The 13096-nt window shown below is 34.5% G+C and carries 7 protein-coding genes; 2 read left to right on the top strand and 5 right to left on the bottom strand.

Annotation, left to right across the window (positions count from 1 at the left end; genetic code table 11):
- Positions 1-109: 109 nt before the first annotated feature.
- Entirely contained in the window at positions 110-1192 is a 1083-nt protein-coding gene (gene rfbG / locus BN1075_RS12720; RefSeq protein ID WP_040193602.1) for a CDP-glucose 4,6-dehydratase, read from the top strand.
- Between the two features lie 406 nt (positions 1193-1598).
- Positions 1599-2933, top strand: coding sequence for a lipopolysaccharide biosynthesis protein RfbH (gene rfbH, locus BN1075_RS12715; protein ID WP_040193601.1), 1335 nt, complete (start codon positions 1599-1601; stop codon positions 2931-2933).
- A 184-nt stretch (positions 2934-3117) separates the two neighbouring features.
- On the opposite strand, the gene BN1075_RS12710 is transcribed toward rfbH, so the two are convergent.
- The 5 genes from BN1075_RS12710 to BN1075_RS12690 all read right to left on the bottom strand — a co-directional run bounded on the left by BN1075_RS12710 (position 3118) and on the right by BN1075_RS12690 (position 12848).
- Positions 3118-4167 carry a sulfate/molybdate ABC transporter ATP-binding protein gene (locus BN1075_RS12710; protein WP_040193600.1) on the bottom strand — a complete coding sequence of 350 codons (1050 nt, stop codon included), beginning with the start codon at positions 4165-4167 and terminating at the stop codon, positions 3118-3120.
- Positions 4164-4832, bottom strand: a complete 669-nt coding sequence (gene modB, locus BN1075_RS12705) for a molybdate ABC transporter permease subunit (RefSeq protein ID WP_040195142.1) — start codon at positions 4830-4832, stop codon at positions 4164-4166. The genes BN1075_RS12710 and modB overlap by 4 nt, the downstream gene beginning before the upstream one ends.
- A 67-nt stretch (positions 4833-4899) precedes the next feature.
- Positions 4900-5760 (bottom strand): molybdate ABC transporter substrate-binding protein, encoded by an 861-nt coding sequence (modA, locus tag BN1075_RS12700; RefSeq protein ID WP_040193599.1) that lies wholly within the window; start codon positions 5758-5760, stop codon positions 4900-4902.
- A 249-nt stretch (positions 5761-6009) separates the two neighbouring features.
- Positions 6010-7392 (bottom strand): immunoglobulin-like domain-containing protein, encoded by a 1383-nt coding sequence (locus BN1075_RS12695; RefSeq protein ID WP_040193598.1) that lies wholly within the window; start codon positions 7390-7392, stop codon positions 6010-6012.
- Positions 7392-12848 carry a M60 family metallopeptidase gene (locus BN1075_RS12690; protein WP_197072314.1) on the bottom strand — a complete coding sequence of 1819 codons (5457 nt, stop codon included), beginning with the start codon at positions 12846-12848 and terminating at the stop codon, positions 7392-7394. Before BN1075_RS12690 ends, BN1075_RS12695 begins: the two co-directional genes overlap by 1 nt.
- Positions 12849-13096: the final 248 nt, after the last annotated feature.

The raw sequence follows: 13096 nt of genomic DNA, 5'->3' as shown, positions 1-13096 counted from the left end.
TTTATTACTTCAACTTAAATATTTAACAATTAAACTCTTGATAAATAGTCAATTATTCTTGGTGATTTTCATATTAATATTATACTAAGTAATTGTATTGGAGCGACTTATGAGAAATGATTTTTGGAAAAACAAAAATGTGCTTATAACTGGACACACCGGTTTTATAGGCAGCTGGCTTGCAATATGGCTTCAAAAAATGGGAGCCCAAATTACGGGCCTGTCTATAGATTACGGTTCCTCAAAGGGTATTTACAATTTAACTAATCTCAGCAAAACCATTGTGGATTGGCGTGTAGATGTTACTGATTATGATACTGTAAAAAAGGTCTTTAATAAGGAGGACATTGACATTATATTTCACCTTGCAGCTCAGCCCTCTGCTCTAGAAAGTTTAAATAATCCTGTTTCAACCTACGAAGTTAATTTAATGGGCACCCTATCTATTCTCGAAGCTATGAGAAATAAAAAGAGGAAAATGGCCTGTGTTTTCATCACAGCAGATACCATCTATGATAATACAGATAATCTCTGGGGATGTCGTGAAATCGATGCTTTAGGTGGAGATGATCCATTTAGCTCTTCAAAGACCTGCTGCGAAGTATTGATAAACTCTTACAGACAAAGCTTTTTTAATCCCTTGGATTACAAGCAGCACTTAAAATCCATAGGTTCTGCGAGAACCTCTTATCTAGCTGGTGGTGGTGACTGGACTACTGGGCGAATAATTCCAGATTTAATTCGAGCTCATGAAACCATGTCATCTGTAATCTTAAAAGGTTCATCAACCGTAGTACCATTCATTCATGTTTTAGACGCTGTCCACGGATATATTACTTTAGCTGAAAAACTTTATGAAGATCCAACCAGCTACTGCGAAGCCTTTAACTTTGGTCCAGATATGCAATACTCTTATACTCTTAAAGACATTGCAGATAAAATTAATGAACTTTTACCTACACGCTTAGACTTTGATATTGAAGATTTTGAAAATCTATCTATTCCAAAGCGACCTCTACTAGACATTACTAAAAGCAACTTAAAACTTGGGTGGCACCCTTATCTAACCTATGGTGAAGCCCTTGCTCTCACCATGGATTGGTATTTAAATTATAAAAATGCCAGCGTACTTGAACTGTGCCATAAAGAAATAAAATGGTTTGTAGAAAAAATTACTCCTTTCAATGAATAGAATTCTTTATGGTAAAAAAATTTAACTTTCTACTTTAATATCTTAAATAGTAATACAAATTAAAAAATAAATATTAAACTTACTAAAATATTTCTCTCCCAATTAAGGCGATAGAAATAAATCTTATGTAACTGAAATATTTATTTTAAATATACTTCAGTTCCTCAAAATCATTCAATTGGTGCTCTTTTATAACTTCTTTGAAGTAATTCTTAACACTTACTCAAAATGTTTAGGATTCAAAGAGCACTAAACTATTGTGTTGTGAATTCAAGAAAATTTCTTTCCGTATTGAGATAGTCAAACTTGCCTTTGCGCTCTTAGTACTAATGGAAGAAAGAACTTTTTTAATAGATTTCACTTTAGATATAGTACAGTTTCTTTATAAGAGGGGGTAAAAATCTTGATGAATGAAGAAATTCAACTAAGAGAAAAAGTACTAAAAGACGTTAAAGAATATCATGATAAAATATATAAAAATAAATGTAAATGGAAAGAAGGCGACAAGATTTCCTATGGTGGAAGAATTTTTGATGAAGAAGAGCTGGAAAATCTAGCTGAAGCAACTCTTGATTTCTGGCTCACCTCTGGAAGGTTCTGTGAATCCTTTGAAAAAGCCTTCTGCCGTTTTTTGAAAGTTCGATACTGCACTTTAACCAATTCTGGATCCTCTGCTAACCTTTTAGCTTTCATGACATTAACTTGTGAAAAGCTTGGTGAGAGAAGAATAAAAAAGGGTGATGAAATAATAACTGTAGCTGCAGGTTTTCCTACTACTATAGCTCCAATCCTGCAGTTTGGTGCTGTTCCAGTATTTGTTGATGTTAACTTAGAAACTGCTAATGTTAATGTTAAAGATTTAGACAAAGCGCTTTCTTCAAAAACTAAAGCTGTAATCCTTTCCCATACCCTTGGAAACCCATTTGATTTAGAAGCTGTAAAAAACTTTTGTATGAAAAATAATCTTTGGCTAATTGAGGACAACTGTGATGCCCTTGGAGCTAAAGCTTTGGTAGATGGTGAAATGCAGTTTACAGGTACTGTTGGACATATAGGTACTTCAAGCTTTTATCCTTCCCAGCATATAACCATGGGAGAAGGTGGTGCAATTTATACTAATGACCCATTTTTACACAAAGTAATTCTAAGCTTCAGAGACTGGGGCAGGGATTGTTACTGCCCATCTGGCCATGACAACAGCTGTGGAAGAAGATTTTCAAATGAATATAACCATCTTCCTTTTGGCTATGACCATAAATATGTATACTCACACTTTGGCTACAACCTTAAAGCCACAGAAATGCAGGCAGCCATTGGATGTGCTCAGTTAAAAAAATTACCTGGTTTTATTGAAAAACGAAATTACAATTATAATAAATTAAAAAACAAACTCATGGACCTTGGAGATTATCTTCTTCTTCCTGAGCAAACCAAAAATACTGAAATAAGTGCTTTTGGCCTTCTTTTAACCATTATAAATCCTGCTTTTAATCGTAGAGACCTTTTGGAGTATCTAGAGGAAAAGAACATTCAGACAAGGCTACTTTTTGCAGGCAATATCATTAAACAGCCTCTATTTAATAGTATTCGGGATGATGAAACAAAATACCGAGTAGTTGGCAATCTTGAAAATACTAATATAGTAATGAACTCCTCCTTCTTTATTGGAGTTTATCCAGGTATCAATGATGATATGATAGAGTATATTTCAAAAACCATTCATGATTTTTTTCTTAAATAAAAAATATCTGTTATTTTTTAACCTGTAAAAATTAAACACATAGTATGTAATATATTACATACTATGTGTTCTTTTCTTTCTCAACCTTTATATTTTATTTATTGAGTAATAGTAGCTACTATATTTAATTTATTGAATACTAGTAACTCCTTAATATTATTACTTTCGCATAAAATATTCCATGCTAACTTAAATTCTTTAATAAAAGTATATTCTTCGGATTTACCCCGATTGTATCTGGAAACCTTTGAAGCCTCTTATCCTTTGCCATCCGCCACCATATATCCTTGGATTCCTTAGGTTGATTTTTATACCTAAATCGTAATATCCATTCAAAGGGTTCTTCCATCTCTCCAGTATACTCAACCTGATACTGATTTTCTGCTGCCTTCACATTAAAGTAATGTGCACGAATTCCAATTGCACTTATGTCCTTTTCCACTGGAGAGCTTGTTTTCAGTTTAATCCCCCACTCTGGAACAAAAACCTCATTCTCACCAATTCTCTGTGCTGCTACAATGTTTTTACACCCTGTAAGCCTTGCCGCATGAACATATTCCGGCTCTGCAAATAAAGCTTTTGTCTCCTTGCAAACCACTATCTCACCTTCATTCATTACTGCAATTCTATCACAAAGATGATAAGCTTCATCCCTGCTATGGGTAACCATAATCACATCATAGCCAATATCCTTAAGTAAAATTTTCATCTGCATTTGAATTTGTTCACGGAGATGACCATCTAGAGCAGAGAAGGGTTCATCCAATAGCAGTACCCTTGGCTTATTCACCAAAATTCTTGCCATGGCAACTCTCTGTGCCTGTCCCCCTGAAAGCTGATGAGGACGGTGATTTAATAAATCCTCCAATTGAAGCATTGCTGCTACTCTGTTTAGCTCCTGCTTTTTCAACGACTTATCCTTTTCCTTAAAAAGTCCACAGAGAATATTTTGCTTAACCGTCATATTTGGAAACAAAGCATAATTTTGAAACAGATATCCAACACCTCGCTGTTGTGGCTTTAAGTCAATTTTTCTTTCAGAATCAAATAAAACTTCCCCATTTAAAATTATCTTTCCTCTGTCAGGCTTTTCAATCCCAGCAATACACTTTAAGGTATAGCTTTTACCACAGCCCGATGCCCCAAGAAGCCCCATGACTCCGCCATCAGTATCAAATTTTGCTTTTAAATTAAAGTCACCTAGCTTTTTTTCTATATCCACATACAAGCTCATGGTCTCACCTCCTGGCCCTTTTTTCTTTCTAAGAGATTAACTATAAGGAGCACCACCGCCGAAATTGCAAGGTTAATTAGCACCCACTTAAATGCCTCTCCCTCATTATTAGTACGCCAAAGCTGATAAACTGTCGTAGATATGGTTGCCGTTTTCCCTGGGGTATAACCAATTAACATACTTGTTGCACCATATTCTCCTAAAGCTCTTGCAAAGGCCAGCACTACCCCTGCAATAATTCCTTGCTTACAGGCAGGCATGCGGATACGCCAAAAGATATATGTATTAGATAACCCCAAGGTTTGTCCAGAATAGCCTAGATTTTCATCAAAACTCTCAAAGGCTCCCCTTGCAGTACGATACATAAGAGGAAAAGCAACAATAACCGCCGCTAAAATCCCGCCATACCACGTCATAACAAATTTTATACCGAACTGTGATAAAAAAATCCCTAAGGGTCTTTTATTTCCAAACATAAGTAATAAAAAATACCCGCATACCGTTGGTGGAAGCACCAATGGTAAGGTTAAAACCACATCTAAAATACCCTTTAACACCCTTGGAATCTTTGCTGCATAATAAGCTGCAGCAATACCAGTGAAAAACACAATAAAACTACTAATGATTGCAATTCTAAGAGAATTTAATAAAGGAAACCAATCCATAAAGTTAACGCCTCCCCTTGTAAGTGAGTTTCCATAAAAAGCAGGGAAATACATCCCTGCCTCAAAATTATTTAGCTGCGATAAAACCAACCTTCTCGAATATCTTCATTGATTCTGCCCCTTGTAAATATTTCAAAAATGCAGCTGCTTCTTCACTTGCTTTACTACTTTTCATTACTGCAGCGGGATAGATAACTTGTCCACACATTTCCGATGTTGCATAATCCTGGGCGGTAAGTCCTGCACTATAAGCATCTGTGCAATACACTACTCCCGCATCTACACTACCTTCTTTAACTTGCGTTGTAACTTCTTTTACATTTGTTCCATAGGTTATAGCTCCACTGGCTGCAAGCTCTTCTTCACTTAAGTCAAAAAACTTAAAGATTTTCTGTGTATATTGTCCCACTGGCACATCACTGTTCCCCATGGATAAAAGCATTTCTTTTTCTTTTAACTTAGAAGCCATATCCTCAAAACTTTTTATTTCTTTAGGGTTTCCTTCTGGTACAACTAAGGCAACACGGTTTTCAAGAAGATTTATACGTGTAGAACTATCTACAAAATCAAGCCCTGCTGTATTAACGTCTTTTGCTCCCTCAATATCCAACTGATCCATTTGCTTTTGTGCTGCAGAAATAAAAATGTCACATTCAGCACCTTCTTCAATTTGTGTTTTCAAGGTACCAGAGGAATCAAAGTTGAAGGTTAAAGTTACATTTGGTGCAACTTCCTTGTACTTCTCTGCAATCTGCTCGAGAGTTTCAGTCATTGATGCAGCAGCAAAAATAACCAGTTCAACATTTTCCTTTGTTTGATCTTCTTTTGCTTGATCCTTTTCAGTATCTGGCTCTGATGATTTTACACCACAACCAACAAGGCTAAGAGCAAGAACCCCTGCCATAAATAAAGATACTAGTTTTTTCATCTTTTTCTCCTTCTCCCATTTTTCAGGGCAATATATTTTATCAGCATGGATTTACATGCCAGATAAGCAATTTAACTCTCAGGATACTTTTATTACATTATATAACATTTATTCCATTTTAAACAAGATGAGCATTGTACTTATTTTCAATGTATCTCAATAAATTTTTGCATAAAAAAACTCCCTGACACAATCAAGGAGTTAATCTTTTTAATTTTGATAATTTATATCTTACATGAATTATTGAATTTACTTATTAAATTTATACATTCCAGATAAAGCAACTCCACAACCTATAATTAAAGAAAATATCAACAATACCGTTGAGGTTGACTTCTTTTCTGAATCATCACCCTTCGCTTCTGCCTCTTCCTTTTCAGACTTATCTGACGCTGTATCTTTACTTGAATCAACATCATTTTTAGCAATTTCATTTGAATTGTTATTTGATGAAGACTCTTTATTAGTGGTATTTTCCGTTCCACTTGTTCCTGCTCCACTTTCTCCAGCTACTAAAGCATCCTCTTTTTCATTTGGATTTTCTTGCCCACCTGGAATAACAGGCTTACTTGGTTCTTCAGGCACTTCTGGTTTTACTGGCTTATCCTTTTCATTGACTTTCAATTTAGTAGCAACTACTTCTTCATTATAATATCTATCTTCAGCCTTATAAGTTAGTGAATATTCTCCTGGCTTTTCAGTATCAAACTCACCCTTAACTTCAACGTCTAGTGGTTCTCCCCTACTATCCTTTGCAATAATTCCAGCTAATGGATCAAAGGCTTCACCTGCATTAATGGTTTTATTCGTTGCCCCTTCGATTGTCGGTTTTACCTTTAATTCCTCTGTAACAACAACCACAGGAACTTTTAATATTGAAGCCTCTCCCTGTGAATCAATAGCTTTAAACTCAGCTTCTACTGTGCCTAGCTTTGAAGTGTCAATTTTATTAACAGCTTCTATCTTTACCTGGTCTCCATCCTCTTCATCAAAGGCAGTTATCATTCCCTTTTCCACAAGAGTACTAGAATCAAATTCTTCCCCTTGTAATGCTGTTAATACTCCATCAGGCTTTCCTTTAAACTCAATAGTTGGAGCTGTATTCATGGATAATTCTGTATCCTCAAATACTACACTATCCCCTGATTTTTCTTTATCGGTTAACGTAACATATTTATAAACATCATTATTTTTAGGTGTAATCTTATACTTTGGAGCTGTTCCCTCACCTTTTGTGGAATCAATATCTATTTCACATAGATATATTTTATTCCCCTCTTTTTTTAGTGGTTCAAGAGAAGTAACTATTAAATCTAATGCTTTTTCACCTTCATTATACTTATAGTTGGAAATTGCATTTTCAACATTTGCCCACTTTACTCCATTTTCTTTAATTGTTATATCACCACTTACTTGAAGGGATAGCTCTATTGATTTAACTATATCCTCTACATTATCTAGTGCTACTCTTACTGTGTCTCTATCAACTTTTTCTATGGATAATTCCACTCCATTTTCAGCTGAAATTGCTCTTTCCTTTTCTTTTGTGCTGGATAAGGCTACTCCTGTAAAGGTACCTGCCGCTAAAATTGAAAGAGCTACTATCTTTAACCCTAAGCTTTTCTTCATCATTATTTTGCTCTCCCTTCATTTATCTCCTTAATTTTCAATTCCTCAAACTCAATTATCTCCTGTATTGCCCTTTCTCCTGTTCCACCCTTTAAATCAATTTCCGGTAGAACTTCTGGAACCTGAATATAGAATGTATCAGAAACCAGTCTTTGCCCTTGTAAAGTTGCAGGATCATTTACTCTATATAGCTCTCCTTTTATTTTAGCTGCAGTAAGCTCACTTAAGTTTTCTGGCTCTATAAAGTATACATAATTTCCTTCTGCAATCTCTGTTGGCACTGAGTTCTCAGGTACCTCTGCTAAAAGTATGGCCTTAGCATTATAGGCGATATTTTCATTTTTCTCATCTAATATTAGAGGAATATTAAAGGCCGGATTTCCCTTGTACTCTCCTGTGACAATTAGTGACCCCTTTGGAATCATCTTACCTTCTGCATATACATAATCATTCTTTAAGATACCTATTCCATTTTCATATACTTGATCATTGTTATCTACACCAATTTCAATATTGTCCCCTGTTGGAGAAAGTATATCAAGCTCAGCGATAGTCATGGCAGTTGCTCCCTTAGCCGTTAGCTTTAAATATTTTACGTTATGCATCCAATACTGATTTCCACCATCAACACCTTCTTTATTGAAGAATATTTCTTGAGAAGTTTTCTCTGGTGAAAGGTCAAAGACACCATTCTTAACCTTTGTCCAATTTGTACCATCTTCACTAACTTCTACAACATAATCCTTTATAGTACCCTCTTGAACCTTTTTCTTATTAAACATCTTAGAAATAAATCCAGTATTTTCAGTAATAGCTGTTGTATATCTAAGGCCAACTATTGGAGCTTCTTCGCCAATATCTACTATTACATATGGATCAGCTGCTGCCTTCTTAGTTCCTTCAAAGACGGAAGTAACATCATTATCCTTTATTTTATTGGTATTTGAATTCATTACTGGACCTGTTGTATCTTCAGAGTTATTAACATCTCCTGTATTCATGTTAGTATCAATAATCCAATTATTTTTAGCTATACTTCCATCATGGGAGATTTTAATTGTTCCTAAATCAACCTTTTCCGTAGCATTTAAATTATAATCATAGGCCACAACCTCAAAGGATAAGGTTCTGTTATTAATAGTTTCAGGCATATAGCTATACTTAGTAACTTCATTATTTCTATCTCTTTCAACAAAGGCACTTGGCTCACCATTTACTATAATCTCATAACCTAAAATTTTCTCATCTTCCTTTGTCACATCTAACGTTAAATCAACCTTCCTATCATTTATTCTGGTTCCATCAATTATACCATTGTCAAAGGAAGCTTGAACTGAAGTATCAGCTGAAATATTCTGTATTCCACTTAAAACCTGACGTCTAGCTTCATCATTTAGATACCATATCTTTCTGGTTTCTCTTTCATAGCCCTTTTTAGTCAGATAGATATTAGTGTTTTCATCCGCTACAATTCCCCAATTTAAGAAGAACTCTCTTAAATCCCTTCCAGCAGTATCTGAAGCTATTCTTATTAACAGTTGGTCCTTATCTAAGTTTTGCATTTCACTTGGCAGTGTTCTGTATAACCTGTTCATCTTTGTAAAGTAAGAATCATTAGATATGTCTGTATCAATATTATTTATAATAATAGCTGAGGTTGGAGCACTATCATAAGCTAAATGCAACTGCCAGAACATCCCCAGCTGGGTAAATACATCTGATGGCAAGCCCAAGGTTTGTGACGTTACCTTATGATAAATTCTCTCATATACTCCCCCATCTTCAAGGCGTGAGTGATCCTTACCATCAAAGGTTTGAGTAAGTAACGAAAGTATATTATTTGAAGTTTCTGAGTAGGTCCTCTTACCTATATCAACAACATGTCCAATTTCATGAGATATACCCCATCCAAATAAATTGCCGGCATCTGGATTCGTTATATTTCCGTTATCATCAAATTCATAAGGCATACCTTGCATTAAAGCTGGAACGGAACCTCCCTCAACTCCTATATGGTCTGAAGATGCATACATAAATGCTCCTGTGAACATTCTTTGATATTTAATATTCATTCTATTTCTTGGAGCTCTATTTGTGTTAAAGTGCTCTCGTTCATTTACTCCTGTGGTTTCATCAAATACATTATCAATTTCACCATTATCGTTAAAGTCTATTGGCTCCTCGTAAACTCCTTTTTTAGCATAAGTAATTTCCATAAGCTGCTCCCAGGCTTTTAATGAGTTATAAAGTCTTTCCACCTGTTCATCTTCTGTTGTTAAGCCACTTGATATTCCCTCTAAAGCTTTTGTGGCTGGTACAGTTAAGGTAAATCTATCTCCTTCTATATCCGTTGTATTTAATATTGAGGTTTTCTCATCATAGCTATAAATATTATTTTCTCTATCCTCTTCTTCCTTGGATGGATACTTAGTTTCAAGGCTATTTACATAGTCCTTTAGCCCTCTTATATATTCTCTGATTAACTCTTTTGCTTCAGCTTCCTTTGAATCATCATTAATCAAGTTATTTACAGATAAATAGGGAGTTTTCTCAGCGCCACTTATTCTTAACTTAACCTTTGGCGTTATATTTTCATTATCCCAGGTAGTCCTAACATATAAGGTTCCACCATTTTCAGCATCTAAGCTATGAATTTTAGGTATAGTTATAGTATTCTTTCCTGATTGAAGAGTATAAGTCTTACTCATATACCTTCCACTTTCACCATAATGCTGACGAATGCCAAGTTCTATTTTTCTACCTGTATCACTTGTTCCAAGGTATATATTAATTTCCTCTCCTGACTTCACAGTATAGCCTGTGGACTGCCAGTTATTGTTCATACCAATTTTGTGGCCTCCATTTTGTATGGAAGTATCCATGGTAAATATATCTTCAGTAAGGTTTTTATCCATTAATATCTCTTCTGCTCTTTGTATTTCCTTTAGAAGATTTTCCTTATTAGGATGATACTCTCCAGAAACCTCGTCTATAGTATTGGCTCTCTCCCTTAGATCCTTAATACTTTCCGTCGTTACCTCATCACTTATTTCAATCCTTAAATCATCCTTAAATAGATTCTTGACCTCTTTTTCTAAGGAATCATAATGATAAAACTTCATCTCTGAAACACTTACTTTATTTCCTCCATAAACACTAAGGTTTACTTGAAGCTTTTTAGTTTTTATTGGTTCATCTAATACAAGATTAGAATACCATTTCCCCTGGGCATCTTTTTTATCTACTATTCTACCGCCTACTAAATTCTCTTTACCACTTTCATCCCAGTACTTTACATTAAAGTAGTATGGTAATCCAAAGCCACTGCCATCTAATCTAGTGGCAATCATAATAGTATCTAATTCATAAGTATCATTAAATGTTATGATTGGACCTCTTTTGCTGTATTGAGCCGTATCCCAGTCATTCACCACCCAGTGAGTTGAATAATCATTATCTGCTATACTTATAGGACTTACATATTCCCCTGTAACCATTTCAATACTCTCAATATTGTTTGTTAACTCACCCTTAGCCCCTGGAGTGTTTATCACCTTATAATTTGATGATATTGGAGGTATTAGTGAGGTTGTTGTTCCAATATAGGTTTTACTTCTTGGACCTTCTCCATGATGATTTTTAGCGTTCATTTGAACCTCATAGGTTCTGTCTTCTTCTAAACCATAAATAGTATGACTCGTTCCCTTTAACCACTTATCTGGAGTTGCATCCGACCAAAGAGTTTCTCCAATCTTCCTATAATAAATCTTATACTCTCTTGCCTTCTTATGCTCCTTCCAGCTTACATTAAGATTTCCATAGCCACCCTTTATGTAAAGCCCTTCTGGTCCTTCAGGAACTGATTCTGGAACTACTTGAATCTCAACAATACTATCCGGTGTCTCAAGTTTCCCAGTAGTTGAAACCCAGCCTGTTTCATTATAATTGCCATCAACATTTTCAGGAATTCCATCCTTATCTTCCTTTGTTGGATTTATCTTTTCTCCACTTTTCCACTCTCCATTTAGTGACTGCATGGATACTCTATAAATTCCATAAGGATCCACCTTTGAAACCGTTAAGGTGTTATCTGTAGTTTGATATATCTTAGTCTCTAATACCTTACCACCTTCACCCAGCTTCTCAACCTTAACCTCATAACCAGTTACATTCACCTCATGGTTCCAAGATAAAATTATCTTCTCATTATGAACCGCTGTGGAGGTCTTGATATTATCAATCTTTGGTATATTCATTTCAGGTTGTGGTATTTCTTTGTATACATTATTTAAGAACTCCACTTGAGCTATTTCAGCTAAATTTTTATTTCCCTTGCTTCCTGTAATTTTAATTGTAATCTCACTTACAGCCACCTGTTCTCCTAGTTCTATAATAATATTGTCACCAATACTTCTAGCTGCATTATTAAAACTGTACTCTTTCCCATTTAAAGTTATTACACCTTCACTTGGAGCATTTTCTCCAGAAGCCTTGATAATAACCTTATCCATATACATGGTATCGCTTCTATTTAACTGTGCAGTTAAATCTACTTTTATTTCAATTGGGTTTTCCTTAGATATAGGTTGTCCATTTTCTAACTCCAATTTAATTGGAGTATCATTTGATTTTAATATATCCTTTAGACTTAACCCCTCTTGAACTGTTACCCCTTGTGCTGATACCTCTACCTCATTTAAATTTACTATTGGATTAGTTTCTTCAACAACGGAATCTTCAATTACTTGTCCAATATTTTTATGTACGTAAGTTAAATCTGTTATGTCAATCTTTCCATCTCTGTTCAAATCATATTTCTTTGTTTCTTCTGAAACTATGGAGCTCCTATTATTATAAATTTCATTATAATCTTCTTCTGAAACCTTTTTATCATTGTTAACATCACCTAACAAGAAAGAGGTTTTATATCCTAACTCATTTTTGCTACTTCCAATCTTCACCCTTTTAGAATGAGTATCTATAGAAATATCTTCTGATAAAGTATTAAAGCCCTCTCCAGTTAAGGTATAGTTATAATTTCCTTGTGGTAGGTTTGTAAAAGTAATATGGTAATAGTTTATGTTTTCCTCGCCCTCTTCTATTTGTGACTTTTTATGATCTAACACTTCTATTTTATACGTTGCATCACTTCCATCAACTGTTCCAATTGAGCCTTCTCTATCTTTATCTAAATAAATTTTCCCTATTAACGTACCTTCTTTCTTAAGCTCTACGATTATTCCATTTTCAACACTATTTATTGGTGATGAAAAATTAATATCTAACTCTAAGCTGCCTAGCATTTTATAGGAATCACTTTTATGATTAATTTCTCCATTATTTTCTTCTATCAATAAATTTTCCAGCTCTCCTTCAATCATTTCATTTGCATAAGTATTTTGAGCTGCTGCAACTGTCATAGCTAAAGCAAGGGTACAAATAATATACCTTTTCTTCATATTAATTATCATTCCTTTCCCTGTGATCAATATTCCAAATTCCATAAATTAGATTCTCAAATCTGTGTGAGACCTTCATAAATAAGTTCCTTACCAAAACATGAATACAAATATCTACATCATATAACATATTTATCTGCAAATTATACTAATTGTAATAAATCAGTCAATTATATTATCGGTCACATATTGCATTTCTTTACATTTATATATTCAGTCGTCTTTTTCACTTAATAAAACAAGATTTA

It is taken from the genome of Clostridium culturomicium (assembly GCF_000821305.1).
GTDB classification, from domain to species: domain Bacteria; phylum Bacillota; class Clostridia; order Clostridiales; family Clostridiaceae; genus Clostridium_J; species Clostridium_J culturomicium.
Note: the sequence above shows the minus strand (reverse complement) of the source record. Positions and strands in the feature narration are given on the sequence as shown.

Coding starts and splice junctions, on each gene's coding strand:
- rfbG (WP_040193602.1), top strand. CDS start 110: ATGAGAAATGATTTTTGGAAAAACAAAAATGTGCTTATAACTGGACAC.
- rfbH (WP_040193601.1), top strand. CDS start 1,599: ATGAATGAAGAAATTCAACTAAGAGAAAAAGTACTAAAAGACGTTAAA.
- BN1075_RS12710 (WP_040193600.1), bottom strand. CDS start 4,167: ATGAGCTTGTATGTGGATATAGAAAAAAAGCTAGGTGACTTTAATTTA.
- modB (WP_040195142.1), bottom strand. CDS start 4,832: ATGGATTGGTTTCCTTTATTAAATTCTCTTAGAATTGCAATCATTAGT.
- modA (WP_040193599.1), bottom strand. CDS start 5,760: ATGAAAAAACTAGTATCTTTATTTATGGCAGGGGTTCTTGCTCTTAGC.
- BN1075_RS12695 (WP_040193598.1), bottom strand. CDS start 7,392: ATGATGAAGAAAAGCTTAGGGTTAAAGATAGTAGCTCTTTCAATTTTA.
- BN1075_RS12690 (WP_197072314.1), bottom strand. CDS start 12,848: ATGAAGAAAAGGTATATTATTTGTACCCTTGCTTTAGCTATGACAGTT.